The sequence below is a fragment of the Mycobacterium sp. NGS54 genome (assembly GCF_059812465.1).
Genome location: NZ_JCALCS010000006.1, coordinates 469,690 through 495,837, shown reverse-complemented (window position 1 = coordinate 495,837; position 26,148 = coordinate 469,690). Strand labels below are relative to the sequence as shown.

The window sequence follows — 26,148 nt, the reverse complement described above, 5'->3', positions numbered from 1 at the left end:
GTAGGGTGCCTGAGGTGGGCGGCGGCGAGCCGCCGTTGCACCCGGATCACCCGGAGCGGAGCTTTCTGGGCATGGTTCGACAACCGGTCAAGACCCCGGTTATCGCTGCGGTCAACGGTTTTGCGCTGGGTGGAGGATTCGAGGTCGTCCTCGCGTGCGATATCGCGGTCGCATCAGTCGGTGCCACCTTCGGGGTGCCCGAGGTCAAACGGGGCCTGTTGGCTGCCGCCGGCGGTCCGCTTCGTCTGCCGGTCGCGGTGCCGGTCAAGGTCGCGATGTACGCCATGCTCACCGGCGATCCGATCGACGCGCTCACGGCCGAGCGGTGGGGCTTGGTCGACGAAGTCCTGCCTGCCGCGGAGGTGCTGCCGCGCGCCATGGCGACAGCCGCACACATCGCGGCAAACGCGCCGTCGGCGGTTCGGGCCACCAAGGCGGTCGGACGCATCATCAGCGACGGTCAATTCGGCGGGGAGGAACTAGGCTGGCGAGTGATCGACGCCGAACTTCCGGCCGTCAAAAACAGCGCCGATACCCTCGAAGGTGCCCGGGCCTTCATGGAAAAGCGGGCTCCGATATGGACCGGACGCTGAGGGTTCAGACATCTGCGTCGGCGGCGGGAAAGTCAACGCTTCTCGGCAGTTTCGCTAATCGCCGATAACTCTGTGTAATTGAGGTTGCACCGTCGTGTGCCCTGAAGCGCGAAGATGTCATTGAGATAGTCCTCGGTGAGTGGCGTCCTGGTCATCTGAGGGTCGACGAGGCCGGCGAGCGAGAGTCGAGAATATCGGCTCGCCACAGCCGCGGGTAATCCATACTCCGCCATAGCATCGGCTAGCCCGGCCACACGCAGCTCATCGACCTGATGGACAACCCTAAAGGCCCCGCTGGATGGTGGCTCCGCCGTCCACCCTGAGCTGCATGCCGGTGACGTACCGTGATTCGTCGGACGCCAAATACAGTACGGCGTAAGAAATGTCGGCGGGCTCCACCCACGGGATCGGCATTGCCTGCATCGACCGGAAGCCAACTTCGGCTTCTTCAACGGTGGGGTTGGCAAGGTCGGGCCGGAACGTCTTGTACATGGGCTCGCTCTGCAGCATGTCGGTGTTGCAGTTGCTTGGGTGAACGGCGTTGACGCGAATCGACTTGGGTGCCAGCTTCACCGCGAGGGTGGTGCTGTATTCGACGATCACCCGCTTGGCGAGGTTGTAGCCGGCGCCGCCCAGTCCCTGGGGTCCGGAACCGGAGGACGAGCTTGAGAGCAGGCCGGCCACCGAACCGGTCATGATGATCGACGCGCCCTCGTGCAGATGCGGCAACGCGACGTGGACGGCGTTCATCACACCGATCAAATCGACATCGACCGCGTCGACGAACGCGTCCACCGATTTACCTTCGCCGAGGGGGCAGATGCCCGCGTTGGCCACGACGACATCGAGCTTGCCCAACTCGGAAACGCCGGTGCGCAGTGCCTCCGCAAGCGCCGTGCGATCACGGACGTCCGCCTCGATGGAAACGATGCGACGTCCGGTCTTTTCGACGAGCCGTGCGGTCTCGTCAAGATCCTCGCGGCGGGCGAGGGGATAGTCGTTGCTCGCGATGTCCGCGCAGATGTCCACCGCAATGATGTCCGCACCCTCTTCCGCGAGATGCACCGCGTGGCTGCGGCCCTGGCCGCGCGCGGCACCCGTGATGAAGACGACCTTGTCCTCGACACGACCCATGCTTTCCTCCTCTGAATTAACCCGTGCTGGGGTTGGCCCGTAAACCAGCCGCGATGAGCATGGTGACCAGCGGATGCGGTGAGACGACGTCGGTCAGGCCGGCATCCAGCGCGGCGCGCACACCCACCTCGGTGTTGTCAATTGCGGGGTAGTCACCGCCGGCGTGCGCCCGCAGCGGGCTGTGTTCGTGCGCGATCCGGCCGAGCTTCGACAGATCGGGGGTATCGTCCTCGGACCACGCCGTCAGTTCGAGAATGCCTTCGCGGACTTCACCCTCGGTACCGTCGATCGTGATTTGCTTGCCGGCGAGGGCCTGGGCGATCCCGGTACCGCACCCGACGACCGAAGGCCGATGGAGTTCGCGGGACACCACGGCCGCGTGGCTTGTCGCACCGCCGATTTCGGTGACGATGCCGCGGGCGGCCATCATTCCGTGGATGTCATCCGGACTGGTGCTGGAGCGCACCAGGATGACGTCCTGGCCATCTTCGGCCGCATCGATCGCCTCGTCGACGTCGTTGTAGGCCGTGCCGGACACCACCCCGGGGCATGCGGGCAGGCCCTTAGCCAGCAGCGGTGCGGCGAGCCTGGTTTCGGGCTGCAACGACGGCTGCAAGAGCATCTCGACCTGTCCGGGATCGATGCGGCACAGCGCCTCCAAATCGTCGATCAAGCCTTCGTCGCGAAACGCGAGGGTCAACCGCACCGCGGCTTGTGCCGATCGCTTGGCCACCCGGGTCTGCAGCAGCCACAGCTTGCCCTGCTCGACGGTGAACTCGATATCCTGAACATCTTTGGCGATGCGCTCAAGAGTGTCGGCCGCCCTCATCAACTCGGCGTAGACCGTAGGCTGCTCGTCGCGGAGCGCGGACACCGGCTCCACGTCGAAGGTCCCGGAAACGACATCCTCGCCCTGACCGCCGGGCAGCCACTCACCGAACGGCTCATTCGCGCCGGTCATCGGGTTACGCGAGAACAACACGCCGGTACCCGATTTGGATTCCATATTGCCGAACACCATCGCCTGCACCACGACGGCGGTGCCGCCGATCTCACTGAGGCCGTGATGCTTTCGATACGCGATGGCGCGGGGGGAATTCCACGACCTGAAGACCGCGCCGATCGCGCCGCCCAACTGGGCGAAGGGGTCGTCGGGAACTTCGCCGTTCTCGTCACCCAGCACGATTCGCCGGTACATGTGACGAAAGCGATTCCGCGTGTCGCTGGCGAACTCGGGGCTGTGCAGCTCCGCGAGCGCCGACTCGACCGCGTCGTCGATGCCGAGATCCAACACGCTGTCCAACATCCCCGGCATCGACAGCGCGGCGCCGCTGCGGACGCTCACCAGTAATGGCCGCGGTCCAGCTCCGAATGTTCGCGACGTCTCGGCTTCCAGCCAGCGCAGCTTGTCTCGTACCTCGCCGCGAATGGAAGCGGTGGTGGCGTCGGGCTCGGAGAAGTACCGTGCGCACACCTCAGTGGTGATGCAGAACGCGGGCGGGACCGGCAGGCCCTCGCGCCGCATGGCGTTGATGCCGTAGCCCTTGTTGCCCAGGATCTCTCGCGGCAATGTTGCCGTCCCGTCGAGCAGGACGACGGGTGGGTGCTGGAAGCCTGCAAATCCGGCCACTCCTGCCGACTCCTTTCTGCCGACCACAAGCTGTCCACTCATCGTTTCACTACCTCGATATCGGAGCTGTTGATGTCCCACGTGCACGCGGTGACGCCCTCGTCGCGCAACTGATGCTTGAGCACCTTGCCGGTGGCATTGCGGGGTAATTCAGCACGGAACTCGATGTAGCGGGGCACGGCAAAATAGGGCAGCTTGTCCAAGCACCAACGGCACAACTGTTCTTCGGTCAGATCGGCGCCTTCGCGGCGGACCGCCGTCACCTTGACGTCGTCCTCCGTCAGGTCCGACGGCACGGCGTGGACCGCAACATCGGCGATGTCGGAATGGGTGCGGAAGGTGCGTTCCAGCTCGTAGCTGGAAATGTTTTCGCCGCGCCGCCGGAGATAGTCCTTCTTGCGGTCGACGAACCAGAACCATCCGTCCGAGTCGAATCGTCCGATGTCGCCGGTGTGAAACCACAGATTGCGTAGCACCGCCATGGTCGCTTCGGGTCGACGCCAGTATCCCTCGAACATGACGTGCGGTTTGCGTGGCCGAACGATGATCTCGCCGGTCTGTCCATCCGGAACCTCGACGTCGTTGTCGTCGACGATGCGGACGTCGAAGTCGCCGTTACGGCGTCCGGAGGCGCCCAGCGGTGCCGCGAGACCTTGCTGATTACTGGTGATGAATGACGCCTCGGTGAGCCCGAACACCGAATTACCGGCGCTGCCGACACCGAACCGTTGTTTCCAGGTGGCAATCAGTTCCGGAGTCCACGGCGCGCCACCCACGTGCTTGATCTGCCCGAAACACTCCGCCATCTCGGGCGTGTCGGGCATCGTCGCGATGAGGGTGATCATAATGCCGAGTATGGAAACCTGTTGAGCGCCAGATCTTTTGATTTCCGGCCAGAACCGAGACAGCGAGAAACGCTCGGCGACCGAGACGGTCGTCTGGTTCACCGCGGTGGCTAGCACCGACGTGCCCGCGGCGTTGAGATGGAACAGCGGCAACGGCGTCCACAACGCGAAGGCGGGATTCCGCATCACGGCGGTGTTTCTCGCGACGTTGCAGATGTAGTTGTGGCTGATCATGCAACCCTTGGAAGGACCCGTCGTGCCCGAGGTGTAGATGAGCATCGCCAGATCGCTTGGGGCCACCGCGACGGGTTCGGCCAATCGTTTGTCCGGGGTGAGGGCATCCAGCGACGTCACGGAGCATGCGGACGACTCGGGCGCTGTCCCACGCACCACTAAGTGCTTGAGGTCAGCAAGTTCGTGGGCGATGTCGAAGATGCGCTGAACGTAGTTGGATTCGGCCAGTACCACCGTCGCGGCCGCATCACCGATCTGGTGGCGCAGGTATTCCCCCTTGAGCGCGGTATTGACGGGAACCCAGACCGCTCCGATGAAGTTGGTTGCAAACCAGGAAACGACGGCGTCGATGTTGTTGTCGAGGATGCAGACAACTGTCTGCCCGGGGCCGACGCCGAGGCGCTCCAGACCGGCGGCGCGCCGCAGGGATAGGTCCCATACCTCCGAGTAGGTGTACGTCTCGCCGGCGAAGTCGAGGAACACTTTGCCGGGTGACTGTTTGACCGCACGGGCCAGCACATGGGTCACCGTGTCCGCCTGCCCCGGTGCCCATACCGGCGACACGTCCGACGGCGCGCCGGACACGTCGGCTGAGGTCGCAGCGATCGTCACTGATCCTTGGTCCTTTCGAAAGGTCGAACCGCTCGTCACGGGAATTGTTCGTCGATGGGCACGAACTCGGGCATCGTGAGGCCCCGCCGTAGCCAGTTTCCGCCGTCGAGGACGAGGGTGTGGCCCGTCAGATACGCCGCATAGGGCGAGCAAAGATAGGTTGCGGCCCAACCTAATTCGTGCGGCTGGCCGACTCGGCCGGCCGGAATCCGTTTCCCGTCGGCCTCAGGGTCCTGGCGGGCCAGCAGCACCGGAGGCAGGTCCCGGTGCGGGAACAGGCCGGGAGCGAGGCAGTTGACGCGGATACCCTTGGGCGCCCATTCGACCGCCAGCGACTGTGTCATATTCGTGACGCCGGCTTTGGCCGCCGCCGAATGCGCGGTGCCGGGCCCGCCGGTCCACGAGTAGGTGGCACCGATGTTGAGGATGGCGCCGGGTGCCGAGCGCGCGATGGCCCGGCGGGCGAATTCGGCACTGCACAGGAAGGTGCCATTGAGCACGATATCGACGACGCTGCGCCAGGCGTTGGGGGACATCTTGACGGCCTGCGACGGGAAATTTCCTGCGGCGTTGTTGATCAGGACGTCGGCGGGGCCCAGTTCCCGTTCGACCTGTTCGAATGTCGCTGCGACGGCGCCCTCGTCCCGCACGTCTAGCTCGACACCGACGGCCCCGGCGCCCAGCGCTTTCAATGCCTGTACCCCGCTTTCACGGTGTTCGGGCTTGCGGCTGGCGACGGCTACTGCCGCCCCCAGCCGCGCGAATTCGGTGGCCATCGCCTTGCCCAACCCGGTGCCGCCACCGGTGACGACGACCACCTGGCCGGCATAGGTATCCGGTGGCAGCATGGCCTTGCCGACTGGAGGCGGCGCTGGTAGCGGCATGTCAGTTCACGTCGCTTTCGGATGGTTCGTCGATTCGGCGTTTGCGCAGCGCTTCATTCTTGAGGCTCAGGTATTCCTCGGAAGCGAATAACGCCGTCTGAGCGAGCAATTCCTGATTAAGGCCGTTGCGGATGTCGCCGACGGTGGCCTGGTTGACCAGCATCTTGCCCATCGACATCGCGAGTCTTGGCTGCGCCGCCAGCAAGCGGCACAAGGTCATCGCGCGTTCGTGGAGTTCGTCAACGGCAACGACTTCCTCGGCAAGCCCCCACGCGTAAGCGGTTTGGGCGTCGATACGGGCACCGCTGAGTACCAGATATTTCGCGCGCGCCGGGCCCACCAGGGCCGGCAGCAGCTGCGTTCCCCCGGTGTCCGGGATCAGGCCCAGCCCGACCTCGGGGAGCCCAAAGATGGCGTCCTCGGCAATGATGCGCATGTCGGCGGACAGGGCGATCTCGAAGCCACCTCCCAACGCGGCGCCCTGCACCGCCGCGACGACCGGTTTTGTCGACTCGAGCACATCCAAGCGAATCCGTTGGTGTTCCCGAACGAAGGTGAAGTCGTCTTCGCCGTTGGCGCGCTTGCCCAACTCCGCCTTGTCCCGCCCCGAACAGAACGAGCGGCCTTCGCCACGGATCAACACGCACCGCACCGAGTGGTCGTTGAGGTAGCCCCGCAGCGCCGAGCACATCTCGTCGAAAAGCGCGTCGGTGATGGCGTTGTGACGGTGCGGTCGGTTGAACGACACTACGCCCACACTGTCGACGAGTTCGGTCTTCAGCTCGGTGTCGTTCATGCTTCCTCACTTGTGTCCACACTGGGCAGCCCACCTAGCAGCTCCGCTGCCCGGGCGAAAGATTCTGTGGTGCAAAGGGTGTGGGTTCGCTTGACAAAGCGATGGGCGCTGTCTTCGACGGTGAAACCCATGGCTCCATGGATTTGGACGTTGGCCCGGGCGTTCGCGAATGCGGCGCGGCGACAACAAGCCGCGGCCGCCAGGGCATGGTAATCGGATTGGTCCGTTAGCGCGGCAAAGAAGGTGACGTTGTCCGCAGCAAGCGCGTGGGTGGCCATGTCCGCGCACTTGTGTTTGATCGCTTGGAACGCGCCGATAGGTTTGCCGAATTGAACCCGTGTCTTGGCGTATTCGGTTGCCAGATCTCTGGTAGCTCCGCAGATCCCGGCCAGCTGCGCCGACGTCAGGATGGTCAACACACGTCGCAGCCTGCTTACCGTTCGGCCGTCATCGGTGGCAACCAAAGGGGGGCCGAGGTCCGCGCGGCACGCATGGCCCACAGCCGTTCCGTCCTCGAGGCCGGCGCTTTGTTCCAGACGTCGCGGGCTGGCGTGGACGGCGGCCCGGTCACCGTCGACAACGAGGACCAAACCGGCGTCCTCGGGGTCGAGCACCAATAACCGGTCGTTCTCGCGCGGCAATGGGATGGCCCGCGCCACCCGCGTCTGGCCGCCAACCAAGTCTTTCGACAGCGCCGCATTCCCTGTCCACGCCGCTAACCGGGCAGCTGCCAGCGTCGTCAGGATGGGGCCCGGCACCAGGGCGCGGCCGATTTCCCGGAACACGAAGACCTCGTCGAGCAGCGTGGCCCCGGCGCCGCCGGCGTCCTCCTCGGTGGCCAGCCCAAGCCACCCCAGCTCGGCGATTTCCTTCCAGCGAACGTCGTCCAGCCTGGCGAGCGAATCGCTTAGCGGCAGCCGTGACTGGATGTACTGCCGGGTGGCGTCGATCAGGGCGCTTTGATCGGGGTCGGGAAGAAAGTCCACGGTAACTCCTAGCGGTTCCGCGGCAGGCCCAGGACGCGCTCGCCGATGATGTCGCGCTGGACTTCAGATGTACCGCCGCCCATGGTGTTTGCGTAGGAGTACAGGTACTCGTCGATGTCGTGGCCATACCTGCCTGCGCGGTCGAGACCTTGCGCGCCGATGACCTCCATGCGGGTGCGATGAATCCGCTGTGCCAGGTCGGCATAGAAGACCTTGATCATCGACCCCTCGGGGCCGGGAACATCGGTGCGCGCCGCCGAGGACACGGTCGCGTAGGTCATGGCCCGCATCGCCAGCACGTCGGCGCGCAGCTCTCCAAGTTCGGCGCGGACCCCCGGATTCTCGAGGGCACCGTGGCGCGCGGCGTCTTCGATCAGCCGCTCCAGGGCCACCGACAGCTCGGTCTGCAACTTCATGAAGCCGGTGCCGCGTTCGAAGCCGAGGGTGGACATCGCCACCGACCACCCGTCGCCAATCTCGCCGACCACGTTGTCGAGGGGAATGCGCACGTCGTCGTAGAACACCTCGCAGAACTCGGCCAAGCCATCCATCGAGACGATGGGCCGAACGGTGATCCCCGGGCTGTGCATGTCGCAGATGACCCACGTCAGTCCGCGGTGCCGGGACGACTCGGGATCGGTCCGTACCAGCAGTTCCTGAAAGTCGGCCATGTGGGCGTAACTGGTCCAAATCTTTTGGCCGTTGACCACCAATTCATCGCCCTCGATGGCGCCCTTGGTGGAGATGCCGGCGAGGTCGGAGCCGGCCCCGGGTTCCGAAAATCCCTGACACCAAACTTCTTCGCCCGCAAGGATCTTGGGCAGATGGCGCAATTTCTGCGCCTCGCTGCCCCGGGCGATCAGGGTCGGGCCGCCGTGATTCATGCCGACGAATCCACAGCCGATGTCGGGCCCTTTCGCCCTGGCATATTCCTCGAACCAGATGAGTTGACGGATCAGGGGCAGGCCCTGACCGCCGTACTCGCGGGGCCATGCGATGCCGCCGTAGCCGCCGTCGAACTGTCGGCGTTGCCAGGCCATGTCCCAGGCCCGAGCGCCGTCGAAATCGTGCGGGCGCTCGTGGGTCGGAATGTTGTCCCGCAGCCAGGTACGCACTTCTCGTCTGAAGGCGCAGTCCTCGTCGGTGAAGGACAGATCCACTCGGTCTCCTCGCTGTGGTGAAACGCAGGGTACAGTTTATCTAGATAAACTCTGCCGAATCAAGGTGGGCCGCCGATCGGTCCTCGGCAGCGACCCGAGCTCCGGACGTTGAGAATTAATCTAAAGGATCTATCGATTAGTCTTATGCTTCGTTGCGACCTGACGATTCGCCCGAGCGGGAGCCCAGCACCGGTGACCAACCACAACTTCTCGCCCACCGGATCTGACCGACGGGTGCGGCCCTTGAAGATGTCGGACCAGGTGGCCGCGCAAATCCGCCGGATGATCGCGCGCGGCGAACTCGCAGACGGCGACTGGCTGCCCACCGAAGCGGAACTTATTCGTCAGTTCGGAGTCTCCCGGCCGACGTTGCGTGAGGCCTTCCGCTTGTTGGAAGGCGATTCGCTGGTCACCATCAGGCGGGGGCCTCCCGGCGGCGCGCAGGTCACCGTGCCTGGGCCCGACGCCGTGGCCGGTCTCTTCGGCATGGTGCTCATGCTTGCCGGCACGTCTATCGGCGACGTCTGGGATGCGCGCCTGACCATCGAGCCGGCCGCGATCCGGCGGCTGGCCGAGAACGCCTCGGATATACAGCTTGCCGCTCTTGACCGCGAGCTCGACCAGGTGCGCGCGGCCGCGGCACTCGATCCCCGGTCTTTTCACCGGGCCGGCGTGCGTTTTCACGTCAGACTCGTCGAGCTCTCCGGCAGTCGAACGCTTACGGCCCTGATCGGCATGCTCGCCGAGATCATCGAGCGTGAGCTCGCCGACGCGGTGGCCGAGATCGGACCCGACAGCGGCGAGGTCCGGCGCGCGAACCGGCGAGCGTTGCGCGGGTATGAGAACGTCACGGAGCTCATCCGCGCGCGCAACGGCCCGGGCGCAGAGCAGGCGTGGCGCGAGCACATGACCACCGCCCGGCGCTATCTCGGCGGCACACACGGCGAGAGCCGGACTCTCGACGTGCTCTACTGACTTTCCGCGGCTCAGCCGTAGATTCGGCGCAGCTGAGCCAAGGTGTCGTCCGGATGTGAGTGCAAAATCGTGCGCATGCCGAGGGCGCGAGCCGGGACCAGGTTTACCTCGACGTCGTCTACGAACACACAGTCGGCCGGCGCCCGCCCGAGCTTCTCGGCGGCGAGTTCGTAGATCGCAGTGTCAGGCTTGCGGATTCCCACGTCCGAGGACACCACCACCTCGGAGAAACGCGGCAGGCGATCCCACGGATAACCGTCGCTGGGACCCCACGAGTTGCTGACCAATGCCGTTTGCACCCCTCGATCCGTCAGCTCCTGCACCGCCTGGACCATCTGCAGATCGATCCCTAGCGTCGTTTGCTGGACCCCGCGAAACCACGCCGCACCCTCGACGTCCCCGGCGGCATGCCGGGTAAGTATGGGGGTGATCCGGTCGAGAAATTCGGGAATGGAGATTTGGCCCAATTCGATCAGTGCGAACGGGCTGTCCTCCGCGTGGTCGGGGGCGAACACCTCGCCGATGAATCCGGCCGGGTCGACGCCATAGGCGAGACAGCTCCGCTCTAAGGAGCCCAAAACCGATCCGGTCAGGACGCCACCGAAGTCGACCAAAAGGGCTGGAAGGGCGCCCACGCGGTCACTCATAGCTTGAGATTATCTAGATGCGGGATCGGTTCGCCAATCGTAGGCCGCCGGGAGCCGCAAGAATCTAGAGAATCTCTACTCGGAGCATTGACACCGAGACGTCGTGCACCATAGATTTTCGGGGAACGGACTTGACGTAGACAGGCGACTTTATGCATGTGATGGTGACGGGCGCATCCGGGGACTTCGGTTCGTGCATCATCCCGGAAATCCTCGCTCGAGGTCACGACGTTGTCGGGCTTTCGCGGCGTCCGCACTCCCTGTCGTCGCCGCGCTACCGTCACGTGAGTGCCGACATTCGCGACGCCGGCGCGCTGACTGCGGCGATGTCCGGCATCGATGCCGTCGTGCACCTGGCCTGGACGACGCACCCGATGCATGACGCGGAAGCGACACGCGCGATCGACGTCGGCGGGACACAGGCGGTAGTCACGGCGATGGAGCGCGCGGGGGTCGCACGCCTGGTTACGGCCTCCTCGGTGCTGTCCTACGGAGCCAACGCGGACAACCCGCCGCTGTTGAAGGAGGGCGACCCGCTGCGGCCGTCCGCCAAACACCTCTATTCCATGCACAAGGCCGAAGCCGAGGCGCTGGTCGCCGCGTCGCCACTCAACGCCGTCATGATCCGTGCGACCAACATCATGGGCCGCGGCACCACCGGGGTCACCCAGGAAGGATTCGCCACCCCGGTGATCCTCGGCATGAAGGGCGGCCGGAACCTGTTTCAGTTCGTCCATCCCGACGACCTCGCCCGGTTCTTCGCCGATGCGCTCGACCACCCGGAGTGGTCGGGGCCGGTCAACCTCGCGGCCCCCGACACGATCAAGATGCGAGAGATCGCCGAAATCCTAGGCAAGCGCTACGTGGAAGTCTCGCCGAAGCGCGCCGATGCGGTACTCAGCTTTCTGTGGGAGCGCGGGTGGTTCTCCCTCGACCCGGGGGCGGTCGAGGCCTTCCTCAATTTCCCGTTGGTTGAAACCACCCGGCTGACCGAAGAATTCGGTTTTCACTGCGCGTGGTCGTCGCGGCAATGCGTCGAAGACTTCGGACGCACCAACCGGGCGCACATTTTTCTCGGCACCCGGCAGATACAGATTCCGTGGCGCTGGCCGTGGGGCTGGGTGCCTGAGCCGCCTACCGACGGCGACCGCCGCCCGGCAGCGCCCGAGGGTGTGGCCGGTGAATTCGACACGTCCGTCCATCCGAACTGGCAGGTTTTCACGGCGGCGAATACATCGGAGGCGTTTCCGGGCCCGATGACGCCGTTGTCGGTGGAATTGGCGATCGACGCGCTGCGCGCCGCCGGCGCTCAAGCCGCCGACGTGTTGCGGATCGACGGTGAACTCAAGCGAGCCCTTAGCCAGGAGCCGGTCGGCGCCTTCGGGCACGGTGTATACGCGAACCTCTCCATCGTCTATGCGATGGGGACCTTGATGCCGGGTGGGGGCGCATCCGCTTGGCAGGACATGCTATTCGGCACGGGCGGCGCGGACGTTCCGTCGTTCGACAAGCCCGGCGCGTGGGAAATGCTCAGGAGGCTGCCGCTGGCGGCGATCCAGATCACCGGCTTCGGGAGGGCGATCCGAGATATCGACGCCCAGGCCCGCCGGTCGGCGCGTGACAGTGCGTATTATGCGAAGCTCTCCGACGCCCAGCTGTACGCAGGGTTGGAACGAACCCGCGACGAAGCGGCCAATGCCTGGGCCGGCGCAGCGCAGGCCTCATCCTTCGTCGTCCCGCTGATGGGCCTCATCCAGTCGCAGGGCGGAAAGGGTTTCGCGACCCGCATCCGCGGGGGCACAGACGATCTCGCCAGTGCCGGGGTTGCGCGCGGCGCCTACGCTTTAGCGCGGCTCGCCAAGGCGGACCCCTTGATCGAGCAGACGCTGCGCAACAATTCGGCGGCGGTGGCGTCCGAGATCTTGCGTCGTGAGCGTCCCGGGTTCATCGCCAAACTGGACGACGTGGTAGCCGAATACGGTCACCGCGGCCCGCGGGAAACCGAGCTGGCCAATGCGATGTTCGCCGACGCGCCCGACCGGCTGCTCGACGTGGTGGCAAAGCTCCTCGCTAGCCGCGAACGCGCCGGCGACGATTCGCCGGATTTTGGTCTACCCCTTCGGATCTTGGCGTCCTTGGGTTCGCGATTTCAGCGGTTGCGGGAAACAGCTCGCGACGCCACCATTCGCCAAACACACCAGTACCGGCTGATCGCGCGTGAAATCGGTGCCCGGTTGGCCGCGCGTGGGGTGATCGACAGCCCCGACGACGTGTTTTATCTGGTTCGGGCCGAGTTGAAGAACCCACCGGCCGACGCCAAGGCGGTGATCGCGCGGCGACGCGCCGAACGCAAACGGCTCGAGACCCAACGCCCGCCGCTGAACTTCGTCGGCCAATGGACGCCAGACGCGGGCGCCGACACCGAACTGATGCCCGGCGAAATGTTGCGCGGGACCGCCGTTTCGGCCGGACTGGCCAAGGGCCCGGTGCGCGTGCTCACCGTCGATTCCATGGACGAGTTGGAACCGGGTGAGGTGTTGGTGACCGCGTTCACCGACACCGGGTGGACGCCATTTTTTGCGTACGCGGCCGCCGTCATCGTTGACACCGGCGGAGAAATGTCGCACGCTGCTGTCGTAGCCCGTGAATTCGGAATTCCTTGTGTAGTAGGGACTTTAACTGGGAGCAAGGTGCTGAGGACGGGCCATGTGGTCGAGGTGGACGGCGCGTCGGGAGTGGTGACCAGGGTCGAATGAGATCTCAGTACGACGGCCTGTTCGTCAACGGTGGGTGGCGACCAACCGATGCGGTGGCGCCGGTAGTGAATCCGGCGACCGGGGAGACCCTCGCCGCCGCCCCGTGGGGGGCGGGCGCTGACGCCGACGCCGCCGTGTCGGCGGCGCGCCGCGCGTTCGACGACGGGCCATGGCCCACAATGACGCCCGCGCAACGATCGGCAGCGCTGGGCCGGCTGCGTGACGTGCTCGCCGGGTGGGCCGACGACATCGTGGGATTGGTGGTCGCGGAGGCCGGCATCCCGGTATCGGTGGCGCGTCCCAGTCAGTTCGACGCGCCGATGCAGCTTCTCGACTTCTTCGTCGAGCGATGCGCGGCGTTCGAGGCTCTGCGACCGTTGCCAGTCACCACCTTCCGCAACCGCCGCGGCTCCACCGTGCTAGGGGCGGGCGTCGTGCAACGTTCCCCGCGCGGGGTCGTCGCCGCGATCACGCCGTTCAACGCCCCCTTCTTCGTCAACCTGCTCAAGGTCGGCCCCGCGCTGGCCGCGGGATGCACTGTCGTGCTGAAGCCCTCGGATTTCACGCCGTTGGAGGCACTCCTGTTGGGTGCCGCGGTGCAGGAAGCGGAGTTGCCGCCGGGTGTGCTCAACGTGATTACGGGCGGAGTCGAAGTCGGCGAATACCTGACCTCCGACCCACGGGTGGACATGGTCACGTTCACCGGATCCGACGCAGTCGGCGCCAAGGTAATGGCGCAGGCGTCGGCCACGCTCAAACACGTCACCCTCGAACTCGGCGGAAAGTCGGCGATGATCGTCCGTGAAGACGCCGACCTCGACGCCGCGGCCGCCAGGGGCGCTCAGGAACTGACCTTGTTCTCCGGCCAGGGATGTGCGTTGTGGACGCGGCACTTGGTGCAGCGCTCGATCTATGACGATTACGTCAAAGGCGTCACCGCGGTGCTGCAGCGCCTCCCGGTCGGCGATCCCACCGATGCGCGCACCATCGTCGGGCCGTTGATCCGCGAATCTGCGTGCGCCCGTGCCGAGAAGTACGTCGCGGGCGCGTTGGAACAAGGCGCGCGGCTGGTGGCCGGCGGGCGTCGCCCCCCGCACCTGAACCGTGGCTATTACTACGAGCCGACGCTGTTGGCCGACGTGCACAGCGGCATGACGGTTGCTCAGGAGGAGGTCTTCGGGCCCGTCGGGGTGGCGATTCCGTTCGACGATGACGACGAGGCCGTGCGGATCGCGAACGACTCCGTCTACGGTCTGTCCGGTTCGATCTGGACCGCCGATCCGGGTGTGGCGTTCGCGATGGCGCAGAAGATTCAGACCGGCAACATCAGCATCAACGGCGGCACGGGTGGGATGAGTCCGTGGGCGCCCTTCGGCGGCTATAAGCGGTCGGGCGTGGGGCGTGAGCTCGGTGCCCAGGTGCTCGACGACTTCACCGAGACGAAAGCGATTCAGTTTCATGCCGGTTGAGGCCTTACCTTGGGAGCAGCCATCATGACCACCCGTACCGGCTCCGATTTGCGAGAGTACATCCGCGGCGCCGATGACAGCGCATACGTGGCGTCCGCCGCGGCGGAGACACCACGCTCACGGATCGTGGATCTCTACGGCCCCTTAGGGGAGGCGCGCCGACGCGCCCCGGTGCATCCCGTCAAACAGGCCGAGTTGCTGGGCCAGGAGGATTACCGCAAGGAGGAGGCCTTCAAGGCGGCGTTCTCCTGCGCCCTCAGTTATGAGCACTGCCAGCAGGCGCTCACCGATGAAAGGCTGTCTTCAAAATTCTGGCTGGACACGATCGGTCGCGTGTGGGGCCGCAACATCATCGGAATGGACGGCGCCGAACACCGACGACACCGCGGCCTGATCTCGCAGGCCTTCACCCGCCGTTCCCTCGACCGCTGGCAGGAAACGGCGATCCAACCGGCGGTACACGGGCTTATCGACCGCTTCGAACACAAAGGATTGGCCGATCTATACCGCGAATTCACGCTTTTGTTCCCGGTCTACATCATCACCGAGATGATGGGCCTGCCTTACGAAGACATCGAGCGCTTCAACACCTGGGCGGGCGAGACGGTCGGGGCTTTTTACGACATGGAGCGCGCGCTGCAGGCCTCCCGCAATCTGGAAAACTACCTGTCCCCGTTGATCGAAGAGCGCCGCGGCGGCGACGGCGAGGATCTGATCACCCTGCTGGCGAACGCCGAACTGGACGGGGGCCGGCTGGAGACCATCGAAATCGTCTCGTTCTTGCGGCTGCTGTTGCCGGCGGGAGGCGAGACCACCGCGCGTTCGACCGCCAGCACGCTGCTCGGTCTGCTGGCGAACCCCGAGCAGCTCGATGCGCTGATCGCCGACCGAAGCCTGATGTCCCAGGCGATCGAGGAAGGCCTGCGCTGGGAGCCACCATTGATGTCCATCAGTCGGATCGCGTTGGAGGACTTGGAACTCGGCGGTGTCACAATCGCCAACGGCAGCGTGCTGGAGGTGTCGATCGGAGCGGCAAACCGCGACCACACGCGCTGGGAAGATCCTGATTCCTTCAACATCTTCCGGGAGAAGAAGCCGCACATCGCATTTGCCTGGGGCCCGCATGCCTGCCTTGGCGCACACCTTGCCCGCGCCGAGATGTCGGCGGCGTTGACCGCGCTGTTCGACCGCCTGCGCGGACTGCGGCTCGACCCGGAAACCGGCCACGAGGCAAGGGTTCAGGGCATAGGCCTGCGCGCACCCAACAAGGTTCCGGTCGTCTTCGAAGCGACGTAAGCGTCAGAAATCGAATCGGGACCGATGCGCTCAAACAGGCGGCGACGATGTGACTGAACTGGGCGATGGCTTTCGCGTCGCGGTTGTGGGCGCCGGTCCGGCCGGATTCGCCGTGACATCGGCACTTCTCGCCGACGGCGCGCTCGACGTGACGGTGGACCTCGTCGATCGGGCCTCGCTGCCCGACGGTCTGCTGCGGCACGGCCCGGCCGCGGGGGCAGAGCGCCTGCGCAGGGTTGCGCGCGCGGTCGATGCGGTGCTCAATGACAGCCGCGTGACCTACTTCGGCAATGTCGTGATCGGTTCGGCACTACGACTGCACGAATTGCGTTCCGCCGCTGATGCAGTGGTGCTGGCGACCGGCGCACCTCGCGACCTGCCGTTGGCGCTTGCCGGCGGCAACTCGGTGGGTATCGGGACGGTAAGCCACGTCGAGGCGTGGCTTACCGGTAGTAGGGACGTGGAGGTGGACGAGCTCGACCTCGCGATGGACTCCGCGGTGATGATCGGAATTTCCCCGGAGACGTTGCGCGTCGCCCAAGTGCTCTGCGGGCGTGTACCCAGCGGTGTCCCAGAGGGGGTGTTTTCCCGGCTGGCGACCAGCAGACTGCGCCATGTGCGGCTGGTAGACCCGCTCCCACGGTCCGGAATGTGCGTGCCCCCAGGAGGTCTCGCGAATCTGGAGTTTCGGACCGGGCTGACACCGGTCGGCGTAGTCGGACGAAACCGGGCCCGCGCGCTGCGGTGCGTGCGCAGCCCCGACAAGCACGGCAGGGTGGTCAGCGAAGACCTGCGGGCGCAATTGCTGTTTCGCCCCCGCACCGAGTTGTTCTGCTGGAACGGTCTCGATGAGGACCGAGGATGCATCGCGCATCGTGAGGGTCGCATATTGATCGACGCGACGCCGAGCGCCGGGCTTTACGTCGCCGGTTGGGCGGGGCGATCGCCGTCCGGCGAGGGTTCGCATGCCGACGACGCTGCCGCCGTCGCCGCCGCCATACGTGCCGACGCCGGCACACTCCCACGTCCACGCAAAGCGCTGGCTGATGCGCTGTCCGAGCACAACATCCAAGCGTCGCGGCTGGGCGGCTGGTCGGCCGTCGAGGCGACAAACGTGTTGCTCGATCGTTTCGCCGGGGAGGGGCTGGTTCCACTGGCGGACTACGAGGCGTTGGTGGGGCAGGTGGATGAGGATTAGGCCTTCTATGGGCGGCGGCGTTATTGGACTGCGGCCAGATCGCTCTATGGCGGCGGTTGTAACCCATCGGTCTTCCGGCCGCGCGCTCCTGCGACGCGCCGTCGTCTGGGCGCTGATCAGTGCCATAGCGCGGTCCAGGCGCCTCACCCGATTGCTGGCTCAGCCGTTGCCCGGACTGAGTTCCGCCGCTTGCATAGTCCCGCTCACTTTGGTGAGTCTGGTCGTCAGCGAGTTCCCGCTGCACACCCTCGTCGCGCAAGCGGCGTCGACCGCAGCCCCGCTCCGTCGCGGTGCGCTCCGAAGTCCCCACGGCGCGTTAGGCCTTCTTCTGGCGCTCGGCGCTTGGTCTCGGCTGCTGGCCGCGCGGCGCGATGCGCTTCGTGCCGGGGACGTCCTCGAGGCAAGTCTGCGGTCGGCGCTGGGGGAAGACTATCGCGGGGAGCTGCCCACCGATTGGCCCGCGGATTCCCGTCTTTCGCTTCGCGACATCTGGCTGCCCCGCTTCACGGAACGCAGCCGATATCTGCAGCATGAAGACCTGTGCTATGGCGAGTCAGGGGTGCGGAACCACCTCGATATCTGGCGGCGCAAGGATCTGCCGCTGGATGCGCGAGCTCCCGTGCTGATCCAGATTCACGGCAGCGCTTGGACCAAGGGCAGCAAACGCGGTCAGGGCTACCCGTTGATGGCACACATGGCGGAAAAGGGTTGGGTATGTGTGGCGATCAACTACTCCTTGGCGCCCGCCGCGCGTTGGCCGGCCCACGTAATCGACGTCAAGCGCGCGATTGCGTGGGTCAAACGCGAAATCGTCGAGCATGGCGGTGATCCCGACTTCGTCGTTGTGACGGGCGGCTCCGCCGGTGGTCACCTTTCAGCGCTGGCGGCGCTGACCATCAACGACCCCGTGTTCCAGCCGGGTTTCGAGGATGCGGACACTTCGGTACGTGCGGCCGTCCCGCTATACGGGGTTTACGACCTCCTGGATCGAGCGGGCGACTCACCTCCGGAGCAGGAAGAGTTTCTCAGCAGAATCGTGATCGGGGCCTCGCAGGATGAGGCGTACGACGTCTGGGACCAGGGTTCGCCCCTTTCACACGTGCGACCGGACGCGCCGCCGATCTTCGTCATCCACGGAAGCATCGATACCTTCACCAATCACGAGCAGGCCCGCGCTTTCGCCGACGCGCTCCGCGACGTGTCCGCCAGCCCGGTCGCCTATGCGGAGTTGCCCGGCGCCCAGCACTCCTTCGATGTGATGCCTTCGGCGCGCACCGCGGCGACGGTGCGGGCAATCGACCGGTTCCTAACAGTCGTGCGCAGCCGCGCATACGAAAAGACACTTGTCACGGCTCGATTCGCGCACTGAGTCCTATGCTGCGCGGTTTCTGGCGCGCTTGCCTCTGCGGTCAGGTAATCCTTTAGGACGGTCCGCGCAGCAGCCCGAAGCCGAAGTTGGTGCCCAGCCCGCGGCGCAGCGCCAGGTGAATCCACAGCAGCGCGTAAGGCTCGAGCAGCCGCGCCAATGTCAGGTCGCCGACGTCGACGGTCTCGAAGCCAAGCTCGCCGACCAGCCCGGCGGTCACCGCCTTGGCGTCGTCGTCGTCGCCGCAGACGAACATGACCGGTCGGCCCGGCATGCGACGCGCGTCCATCATTGGCGCGCCGATCTGGTTCATCGCCTTGCAGACCCGGGCGCCGGTCGCCCACTTCGCGACTTCTTCGGCGCCGGAGTTCTCGAACCCGACCTCTAGGGACGTGACGTCGGGTGTCAGCGGGTTGGTGCAATCGATGAGGACTTTGCCCGACAGGTCGCCGCAGCCTTGCACCGCCGCCCGGGTGCTGTGCCACGGCGTGCAGAGCACCACGACATCGGCCGCAGCGGTGGCGAATTCGTTCGTCTCGACGGAACTGAGCGACGCATATCTCGGGTCGTCCGGGTCTCGCACGCCGAACATGATCCGGTGGCCTCGATTGGCCCACGCGGTGCTCAATGCGTTCCCGACATTGCCGGCCCCAATGATCGCGATCTTGATGTCGGGCTCCTCTCCGGATTTCGGACCGCTACCCGCTAGGTTTGCACCTATGAATGTGTATGACGTCGGGTTACTGCTCCTGCGGCTGGTGCTGGGACTGACGCTCGCCGCGCACGGCTTCAACAAGTTTTTCGGCGGCGGCCGGATTCCGGGAACGGCTCGGTGGTTCGAGAGCATCGGCATGAAGCCGGGCAAGTTCCACGCCACCGTGGCCGCCATCACCGAGGTGTCCGCCGGGCTGGGCCTGGCGGCCGGGCTGCTCACGCCGATCCCGGCCGCGGGCTTCGTCTCGCTGATGCTGGTCGCGGCGTGGACCGTGCACCGGGCCAACGGCTTCTTCATCGTCAAGGAGGGCTGGGAGTACAACCTGGTGCTGGCGGTCAGCGCCGTCGCGGTGGCCACGCTGGGTCCCGGGAAGCTCAGCCTGGATTACCTGATTTTCGGCGACAAGCTGTGGTTCCCCGGCTGGCCCGGCCTGGTGATCTCGGCGGGGCTCGGCCTGGCCGGCGCCGTCGGGCAGTTGGTGATCTTCTACCGGCCGCCGGTCAAGCAGGCGGGATAGCTCCCGGCGCCGCGAGCCGGATGCCACTGCGAGAATCGGCCCGATTTTTCGCAGCCACGTTCGGCTCGCGCGGCGCTGCCGGGCTACGGCGTCCCGTTCTTCCCGTTCTGGCCCAGGACCAGCCCGGCTGTCCCGCCGGTGCCGGGCGTGCCGGGCGGTGTGCCGGTTCCGCCGTTGCCGCCATTGCCGCCGTCGCCGATCGCGACGGCGTTGCCGCCATTCCCGCCGGGGCCGCCCGTGTTGCCGGTACCGGCCCCGCCCGCGCCGCCGTTTCCGCCATCGCCGATCGCCCCGCCCTTGCCGCCGGCCCCGCCGGCGCCACCGGTGGTGAGTGCGCTGTCGCCCGAGTTTCCGCCGGCGCCGCCGGCGCCGCCGGAGCCGCTGAGGAGGCCGGCGTTGCCGCCGGCCCCGCCGGTCGCGCCGCTGAACCCGCCGCCGCCACCCTGGCCGCCGGCGCCGCCGTCGCCGAAGAGCAGGCCGCCGTTGCCGCCGGCGCCGCCGATCCCACCGGTGCCGGACCCGAGGTTGTTGCCGCCGCCACCGCCGGCCCCGCCGGCCGCGCCCATGCTGAGCAGGCCGGCGTTGCCGCCGCGCCCGCCGGCCCCGGCGGTGGAGAGGGCGGCTCCGCCGGTGCCGCCGGCGCCGCCGGCCCCGAACAGACCGCCGTTGCCGCCGGCCCCGCCGGCTCCGCTGCTGCCGTTGAGGTTGCTGAACCCGCCGGCGCCGCCGGCCCCGCCGTCGCCGGACAGCATGCCGCCGGCCCCGCCGGCGCCGCCGGCGCCGCTGGTCTGACCGAACGCGCCGTCCCCGCCGATTCCGCCGCTGGACATCAGCCCCCCGGCGCCGCCGGCCCCGCCGGCGCCGCCCGTGCCGTTGCCGTTGACGCCCGGTGTGAAGGCGACGCCGCCGGCGCCGCCGTTCCCGGCGGCACCCCCGAAGAGGCCGGCGTTGCCGCCCGCGCCGCCGGCTCCTCCGGTGTTGGCGCTCGGTGCGCGTCCGCCGGCGCCGCCCGTTCCGCCCGCGCCGAACAGCGCGCCGCTGCCGCCGGCCCCGCCGGCGCCGCCATTGCCGGTCGCCGACGCGCCGCCCGTGCCGCCGGCGCCGCCCGCGCCGAACAGGCCTCCGCCGGCCCCGCCGTGCCCGCCGGCGGCGCCCGCGGCCCCCGAGCCGCCGATCCCGCCGTTGCCGAACAACAGTCCGCCGTCCCCGCCGGCCGCGCCGGTCCCGGCGGCACCATTGGCGCCGTTGCCGATCAGCGGATGCCCGGTGAGCGCCTGGACGGGCGCGTTGATCGCGGAGAGCGCCTGCTGCTGCGCGGCGTGCAGCGGTGAGGCGCTCGCGGGAGCGTTGAAGCCGTCGAGACCCAGCAGTTGACCGCCGATGCCGCCGGCGCCCGTCGCGCCCCGCGTCTGGCCGAGGCCGCCGTTGCCGCCGTTGCCGCCGTCGCCGATCAGCCCGCCGCTGCCCCCGGCTCCGCCCGCGCCTCCGACGCTGCTGACCGCGCCCTCGGCCGTGCCCCCGCTGCCGCCGTTACCGCCGTTGCCGATGAGGCCGGACCTGCCGCCGGCGCCGCCGACCCCGCCCTGGGCGGTGCCGCCGTCGCCGCCGGCCCCGCCCGCGCCCCCGGAGCCGGTAAGCATGCCCGCGGCACCGCCCGCCCCGCCGCGCCCGCCGGTCTGCGGGCCGAACCCGCCGTTGCCGCCGACCCCGCCGTCGCCGAAGAGCAGGCCGCCATTGCCGCCGGCGCCGCCGGCCCCACCGATGCCGACCACCGGGGTGATGCTTTCGCCGCCCGCGCCACCGGCCCCGCCGGGTCCCATGCTGAGCAGGCCGGCGTTGCCGCCGGCGCCGCCGGCCCCGCCGAAGGTCGAGCCGTGCCCGCCGGTCCCGCCGTCTCCGCCGGCCCCGAAGATCCCGCCTGCCCCGCCGGCTCCGCCCAACCCGCCGGTGCCGCCGTTGGTGGCTCCGCCGCCTCCGCCGCTGCCGCCGGCTCCGAACATCCCGCCGGTGCCGCCGGCCCCGCCGGTGCCGCCGGTTCCGCTCACGCTGGATCCGCCGAGCCCGCCGGCGCCACCGCTGGAGAACAGCCCGCCGTTGCCGCCGGCGCCCCCGTCCCCGCCGGGACGGGTGATGCTGTCGCTGCGTCCGCCGAGGCCGCCCGTCCCGGCCGCGCCGGAGAGCATGCCGGCGTTGCCGCCGGCCCCGCCGTTGCCGCCGGTTCCCGCGTCCGAGCTGCCGCCGGCCCCGCCGACGCCACCCGAGCCGAACATTCCCGCCGACCCGCCGTGACCGCCGTTGCCGCCGTTGCCGCCGAGGGCCAAGGGTGTTCCGCCGGCGCCGCCGGCCCCGCCGTTGCCGATCAGCCCGCCGTTCCCGCCGTTCCCGCCGTTGCCGCCGTTGTTGCCGCCGCCGGTGCCGGATCCGCCGGCGCCGCCGTTGCCGATCAACCAGCCGCCGTCCGTCCCGTTCTGCCCGGTCCCGGGGGCGCCGTTGACGCCGTTGCCGATCAGCGGGCGCCCGGTGGCGGCCTGGACCGGCGCGTTGATCGCGTCGAGCAGGCTCTGCAGCGGCGACACGTTGGCGGCTTCGGCGGCCGCGAACATCGCCCCGCTGGTGCTCATCGTCTGCGTGAATTGCTGATGGAACAGCGCCGCCTCGGCGCCCAGCGCCTGAAACTGTTGGGCGTGGCCGGAAAACAGCGCCGCCAACGCCGCCGACACCTCGTCGGCGCCGGCGGCCAGCACCGCGGTCGTCGGGCCCGCGGCCGCCGCGTGGGCGGCGCTGAGCGCCGATCCGATGTTCTCCACATCCGCCGCCGCGGCCGCCACCAGCCCGGGGTCCACTATCACGAACGACATCGCTTCCTCCCGATCGTCCTCGAGTAATCGACTCAAGGATCCGAATGATCGGGGCGACGAACGTCGGTCAAAGCTCGTAGATCTCGTGCGACCGGGGGTCGTAGATTTGCGCGTTCGCCGTGCTTAGCTGCGGCCGGCCACTTGCTGGGCGAGTTGGACGCGAGAGGTGATGCCCAGTTTCGCGTACACGTGCGTGAGGTGGGTTTGCACCGTCCGCCGGGAGATGAACAGCCGGGCGGCGATCTCGTTGTTGGCCAGCCCGTCGGCGACCAGCCGCGCGACGTCACGTTCGGTCGGGGTCAGGGAGGCCCAGCCGCTCGTCGGACGCTTGCGCTCCCCGCGCCCGCGGCGCGCGTAGGCGACGGCCTCGCCGAGCGAGAGCCCGGCGCCTTCCGCCCACGCGCCGTCGAAGTCTTGCTCGCCCATCGCGTCGCGAAGCGCCGCGAGCGTGCGCGCATGTTCCGCGTCGTAGACGCGGAACCGGACCGCGCCGAGCTGCCGTCGGATCGTGTCCGCGGCGCCCATGAGACGCGCCGCGTCGCGATGGCTCAGGCCGTCGGCGGCCAGCTGGCCGAGGCATTCGAGGATGTCGGGGACGGCCAGGTGCGCTCCGCACTCCGCGGCGCAGGCGAGCGCCTTGTGGGTGTCGCGCTCCGCCTGATCCGGCTCGCCCTTGGCGATCGCGACGCGCGCGCGCCGCGTCAGCGCCCGGGCCAGGTGCCAGCCCGCCGACGAAGCGACCTGGTGATCGGCCCAGCGCCCGGCCTCGATGAGATCGCCGCGCGCCAGGGCGACCTCGACGATCGGGTTGGCGATCGCCGCACCCAGCTCGCCCTCCACGGTCACCCGCTGCTGCGCAGCCTCGGTGGCCGCGGCCGCCGTGTCGACATCGCCGGCGGCCAGCGCCGCGGTGGCCAACACCGCGTAGCTGAATCCCTCGTTGTACGGCCACAAATCGGACGCCGCCTCCAGCGACGCGGAGGCCGCGGCCGCCGCGGCCTCGACCTCGCCCTGGAAGGAGAGCACGAGGCCGAGGCTCAGCCGCGCGCCCCACCGGAACAGGACGTCGTGCGCCGCGTCGGCATCGGCGGTCACCGCGTCGAACTGCTCGACGGCCTCGCCCAACTCGCCCTTCATCATGTGCGCCAGGCCGAGCGTCCAGTGGCAGGAGCGCGCATGGAACCGGTCGCCGAGCGAGGCGGCGAGCTCGCAACCCTCTTGGGAGGTCTCCTCGGCGGCGAGGGGTTCCCCCGCGTAGAACGCGCCGTTCGCCTGCCAGGTCAGGATCTGGGTCAGCCGCCATTGGTCGCCCAGCGTGCGCGCGATGCCGATGGCCTCGGCCAGGTACGGCCGGGCCGCGTCGGCGCTGTAGGAAGCGATCGCCCCGCAGGCGGTGAGCGCGCGCGCCAGCAGCGCGGGATCGTCGATCTCGCGTGCGATCGCCACGGCCTGTTGCGCCTGCTCGAGGTTGTCGCCGATGCTGCGCGACGCGTCCAGCGCCGCCTTGTCGGCGAGGGCGCGCCCGCGCACCACGGCCGAGATCCCCGCGTTGTCCTCGGGCAGGGTGGCGTCGAACCAGGCCAGCCCCTCCTGGATGCGGCCGCGGGTCTGCCAGAGCGGTTGCAGCGACGACGTCAACTCCAGCGCCCGCTCGACGTCACCGGTTCGGCGGCTCCACGCGAACGCGGCCCGCAGGTTGTCGATCTCGAGCTCGACCTGTTCGATGCGGCGCTGATGGTCGGGGTCCGCAGGGCTGTCCAGCAGCGCCGCCAGCGCCGAGTAGTAATCGCGGTGTCGCGCGTGCACCTCGTCGGCTTCACCGGATTCGAGCAGCTTGGACAGCGCGTAGTGGCGCACCGTATCGAGCAGCCGGAAGCGCGTCCGGTCACCGGCGTTTTCCGCCACGACGAGGGACTTGTCCACCAGCTGGGCGAGCCGATCGAAGATCTCGAGTTGCTGGGCGGGGTCGCCGTCGCCGATGACCCGCGCTGCGTCGAGGTCGAACCCGGCCGGGAAAACCGCCAGCCGGCGAAACAGGACACGCTCCGGCTCGCTCAACAGCTCGTGGGACCAGTCGACCGATTCACCCAGCGTCCGCTTGCGACGGGTGCCGGGACGGACGCCGGTGACCAGCCGGAAGCGGTTGCGCAGCCCGTCGAGGATCTCGGTCAGCGACATCATCCGCACCCGCGCCGCCGCCAGCTCGATCCCAAGCGGCAGGCCGTCCAGGCGGTCGCAGATCTCCCGCACCGCGGCGGTGTCGTTGACGGCGATGCCGAAGTCGGGCCGGGCCAGGCGCGCGCGGTCGACGAACAGTTCGATCGCTTCGTCGGCGAGCGACAGCGACGGCACCCGCCAGGTCACCTCGCCGGCGACCCCGATCGGCTCGCGGCTGGTGGTCAGGATCGTCAGCTGTGGGCAGGCCCCCAGCAGCCGGACCGTCAGGTCAGCGCACTCGTCGATCAGGTGCTCGCAATTGTCCAGCACCAGCAACACCTGACGATCGCCGAGGAACCGCACCAGCGTGTCCGTCGCCGAGCGGCCCGGCTGGTCCGGCAGCCCGAGCGCCCGCAGCGCCGCGACCGGCACCACCTCGGGGTCGGTGACCGGCGTCAGATCGACAAACCACACGTTGCCGTCGAATTCGGCCGCCGCCTGCGCGGCGACCTGAACCGCCAAGCGGGTCTTGCCGACGCCGCCTGCGCCGGCCAGGGTCACCAGCCGGTTCTCGGACAGCGCCTTGGCGATGTCGTTGGTCAGGGTGACGCGGCCCACGAACCGGGTCAGCTGCACCGGGAGGCCGTGCGGAACGACGCTGCCGGTGGTGCGCAGCGGCGGGAACTCGACGTCCAGGTCGGAGTGGCACAGCTGCGCCACCCGCTCGGGGCGCGGAAGGTCGCCGAGCTGATGGGTGCCGAGATCGGTCAACCAGGCGTCGGCCGGCAATCGGTCGACGACCAGGTCGCGGGTGATGCCCGAGAGCAGGATCTGGCCGCCGTGCGCCAGTTCGCGCAGGCGGGCCGCCCGCTCGGGCGTCGAGTCGACGTAGTCGCCGGCGTCGTCGAGCTGGACCTCGCCGGTGTGCACGCCGACCCGCAGCCGGATCGGCGCCAGCGGCGCGCGCTGCAACTCCACCGCACACGCCACCGCGTCGGTCGCGTGCGCGAACGCGGCCATGAAACTGTCACCGGCGCCCGGCTCGGTCACCAGCACGCCGTCGTGGACGGGGACCAGCTCGGCGGCGGCGCGATCCAGCCGCACGAGCGCGGCCGTCATTTGCTCCGGCTGGGACTGCCACAGTCGCTCGGAGCCCTCGAAATCGGCCACCAGCAGGGTCACCGTTCCTGTGGGCATAAACTCCCTGACCCCAGGGTCACTCCTGTTCCGTGACCGGATGCCCCCGCGCACATCAGTTTCGCTCATGCCACCCACCGCATATTTCAAGGGTCCGATATCCATCGAAAATCATTGAGGTCA

Annotated in this window: 19 protein-coding genes; 8 read left to right on the top strand and 11 right to left on the bottom strand. The window is 68.0% G+C overall.

Annotated features, from left to right (window positions below; translation table 11 throughout):
- Positions 1-14 precede the first annotated feature (14 nt).
- Entirely contained in the window at positions 15-593 is a 579-nt protein-coding gene (locus AC5Y5E_RS21495; RefSeq protein WP_499904838.1) for an enoyl-CoA hydratase-related protein, read from the top strand.
- A 282-nt stretch (positions 594-875) separates the two neighbouring features.
- On the opposite strand, the gene AC5Y5E_RS21490 is transcribed toward AC5Y5E_RS21495, so the two are convergent.
- The 7 genes from AC5Y5E_RS21490 to AC5Y5E_RS21460 all read right to left on the bottom strand — a co-directional run bounded on the left by AC5Y5E_RS21490 (position 876) and on the right by AC5Y5E_RS21460 (position 8,874).
- Positions 876-1,727 (bottom strand): mycofactocin-coupled SDR family oxidoreductase, encoded by an 852-nt coding sequence (locus tag AC5Y5E_RS21490; protein ID WP_499904837.1) that lies wholly within the window; start codon positions 1,725-1,727, stop codon positions 876-878.
- Positions 1,728-1,743: 16 nt separating this feature from the next.
- Positions 1,744-3,357 carry a pyruvate, phosphate dikinase gene (locus AC5Y5E_RS21485; protein ID WP_499904835.1) on the bottom strand — a complete coding sequence of 538 codons (1,614 nt, stop codon included), beginning with the start codon at positions 3,355-3,357 and terminating at the stop codon, positions 1,744-1,746.
- Positions 3,358-3,395: 38 nt separating this feature from the next.
- Positions 3,396-4,955 (bottom strand): AMP-binding protein, encoded by a 1,560-nt coding sequence (locus AC5Y5E_RS21480; protein WP_499905042.1) that lies wholly within the window; start codon positions 4,953-4,955, stop codon positions 3,396-3,398.
- 128 nt (positions 4,956-5,083) lie between these two features.
- Positions 5,084-5,932, bottom strand: coding sequence for an SDR family oxidoreductase (locus tag AC5Y5E_RS21475; protein ID WP_499904833.1), 849 nt, complete (start codon positions 5,930-5,932; stop codon positions 5,084-5,086).
- A gap of 1 nt (position 5,933) precedes the next feature.
- The gene (locus AC5Y5E_RS21470; protein WP_499904832.1) at positions 5,934-6,728 is read right to left on the bottom strand and encodes an enoyl-CoA hydratase/isomerase family protein; all 795 of its coding nucleotides are present in this window, start codon (positions 6,726-6,728) and stop codon (positions 5,934-5,936) included.
- Entirely contained in the window at positions 6,725-7,714 is a 990-nt protein-coding gene (locus AC5Y5E_RS21465; protein ID WP_499904830.1) for an acyl-CoA dehydrogenase family protein, read from the bottom strand. The genes AC5Y5E_RS21470 and AC5Y5E_RS21465 overlap by 4 nt, the downstream gene beginning before the upstream one ends.
- Positions 7,715-7,722: 8 nt before the next feature.
- Positions 7,723-8,874, bottom strand: coding sequence for an acyl-CoA dehydrogenase family protein (locus tag AC5Y5E_RS21460; RefSeq protein ID WP_499904828.1), 1,152 nt, complete (start codon positions 8,872-8,874; stop codon positions 7,723-7,725).
- A gap of 249 nt (positions 8,875-9,123) precedes the next feature.
- Here AC5Y5E_RS21460 and AC5Y5E_RS21455 point away from each other — a divergent pair, with 249 nt between their 5' ends.
- Positions 9,124-9,849 (top strand): FadR/GntR family transcriptional regulator, encoded by a 726-nt coding sequence (locus tag AC5Y5E_RS21455; RefSeq protein WP_499905041.1) that lies wholly within the window; start codon positions 9,124-9,126, stop codon positions 9,847-9,849.
- A gap of 11 nt (positions 9,850-9,860) precedes the next feature.
- Here AC5Y5E_RS21455 and AC5Y5E_RS21450 read toward each other — a convergent pair whose 3' ends face one another.
- Entirely contained in the window at positions 9,861-10,496 is a 636-nt protein-coding gene (locus AC5Y5E_RS21450) for an HAD family hydrolase (RefSeq protein ID WP_499904827.1), read from the bottom strand.
- 164 nt (positions 10,497-10,660) lie between these two features.
- On the opposite strand from AC5Y5E_RS21450, the gene AC5Y5E_RS21445 reads away from it, so the two are divergent.
- The 5 genes from AC5Y5E_RS21445 (at position 10,661) to AC5Y5E_RS21425 (ending at position 18,584) form a co-directional block, all read left to right on the top strand.
- The gene (locus AC5Y5E_RS21445; RefSeq protein ID WP_499904825.1) at positions 10,661-13,252 is read left to right on the top strand and encodes an NAD-dependent epimerase/dehydratase family protein; all 2,592 of its coding nucleotides are present in this window, start codon (positions 10,661-10,663) and stop codon (positions 13,250-13,252) included.
- Complete coding sequence (locus AC5Y5E_RS21440) at positions 13,249-14,721, top strand: aldehyde dehydrogenase family protein (protein WP_499904823.1); 1,473 nt, start codon at positions 13,249-13,251, stop codon at positions 14,719-14,721. The genes AC5Y5E_RS21445 and AC5Y5E_RS21440 overlap by 4 nt, the downstream gene beginning before the upstream one ends.
- Before the next feature lie 24 nt (positions 14,722-14,745).
- Positions 14,746-16,017, top strand: a complete 1,272-nt coding sequence (locus AC5Y5E_RS21435; protein ID WP_499904821.1) for a cytochrome P450 — start codon at positions 14,746-14,748, stop codon at positions 16,015-16,017.
- A gap of 49 nt (positions 16,018-16,066) precedes the next feature.
- Positions 16,067-17,215, top strand: a complete 1,149-nt coding sequence (locus AC5Y5E_RS21430; protein ID WP_499904820.1) for a ferredoxin--NADP reductase domain-containing protein — start codon at positions 16,067-16,069, stop codon at positions 17,213-17,215.
- A 211-nt stretch (positions 17,216-17,426) separates the two neighbouring features.
- Entirely contained in the window at positions 17,427-18,584 is a 1,158-nt protein-coding gene (locus tag AC5Y5E_RS21425) for an alpha/beta hydrolase fold domain-containing protein (protein ID WP_499904818.1), read from the top strand.
- Positions 18,585-18,636: 52 nt separating this feature from the next.
- On the opposite strand, the gene AC5Y5E_RS21420 is transcribed toward AC5Y5E_RS21425, so the two are convergent.
- Positions 18,637-19,236: an NADPH-dependent F420 reductase gene (locus tag AC5Y5E_RS21420; RefSeq protein ID WP_499905040.1), complete on the bottom strand. Its 600-nt coding sequence runs from the start codon at positions 19,234-19,236 to the stop codon at positions 18,637-18,639.
- Positions 19,237-19,300: 64 nt separating this feature from the next.
- Between AC5Y5E_RS21420 and AC5Y5E_RS21415 the strand changes: the two genes are divergently transcribed.
- Positions 19,301-19,813: a DoxX family protein gene (locus AC5Y5E_RS21415; protein WP_499904817.1), complete on the top strand. Its 513-nt coding sequence runs from the start codon at positions 19,301-19,303 to the stop codon at positions 19,811-19,813.
- A gap of 83 nt (positions 19,814-19,896) precedes the next feature.
- Here the strand turns inward: AC5Y5E_RS21415 and AC5Y5E_RS21410 are convergent, their stop codons facing one another.
- Positions 19,897-22,671 (bottom strand): PE family protein, encoded by a 2,775-nt coding sequence (locus AC5Y5E_RS21410; protein ID WP_499904815.1) that lies wholly within the window; start codon positions 22,669-22,671, stop codon positions 19,897-19,899.
- A 123-nt stretch (positions 22,672-22,794) separates the two neighbouring features.
- Positions 22,795-26,025 (bottom strand): LuxR C-terminal-related transcriptional regulator, encoded by a 3,231-nt coding sequence (locus AC5Y5E_RS21405; RefSeq protein WP_499904814.1) that lies wholly within the window; start codon positions 26,023-26,025, stop codon positions 22,795-22,797.
- Positions 26,026-26,148 lie beyond the last annotated feature (123 nt).

What these genes read in the sequence shown, in the direction of transcription:
- AC5Y5E_RS21450 (WP_499904827.1), bottom strand. Translation starts at nt 10,496, where the DNA reads ATGAGTGACCGCGTGGGCGCCCTTCCAGCCCTTTTGGTCGACTTCGGT.
- AC5Y5E_RS21435 (WP_499904821.1), top strand. Translation starts at nt 14,746, where the DNA reads ATGACCACCCGTACCGGCTCCGATTTGCGAGAGTACATCCGCGGCGCC.
- AC5Y5E_RS21405 (WP_499904814.1), bottom strand. Translation starts at nt 26,025, where the DNA reads ATGCCCACAGGAACGGTGACCCTGCTGGTGGCCGATTTCGAGGGCTCC.
- AC5Y5E_RS21455 (WP_499905041.1), top strand. Translation starts at nt 9,124, where the DNA reads ATGTCGGACCAGGTGGCCGCGCAAATCCGCCGGATGATCGCGCGCGGC.
- AC5Y5E_RS21475 (WP_499904833.1), bottom strand. Translation starts at nt 5,932, where the DNA reads ATGCCGCTACCAGCGCCGCCTCCAGTCGGCAAGGCCATGCTGCCACCG.
- AC5Y5E_RS21415 (WP_499904817.1), top strand. Translation starts at nt 19,301, where the DNA reads ATGAATGTGTATGACGTCGGGTTACTGCTCCTGCGGCTGGTGCTGGGA.
- AC5Y5E_RS21440 (WP_499904823.1), top strand. Translation starts at nt 13,249, where the DNA reads ATGAGATCTCAGTACGACGGCCTGTTCGTCAACGGTGGGTGGCGACCA.
- AC5Y5E_RS21490 (WP_499904837.1), bottom strand. Translation starts at nt 1,727, where the DNA reads ATGGGTCGTGTCGAGGACAAGGTCGTCTTCATCACGGGTGCCGCGCGC.
- AC5Y5E_RS21410 (WP_499904815.1), bottom strand. Translation starts at nt 22,671, where the DNA reads ATGTCGTTCGTGATAGTGGACCCCGGGCTGGTGGCGGCCGCGGCGGCG.
- AC5Y5E_RS21470 (WP_499904832.1), bottom strand. Translation starts at nt 6,728, where the DNA reads ATGAACGACACCGAGCTGAAGACCGAACTCGTCGACAGTGTGGGCGTA.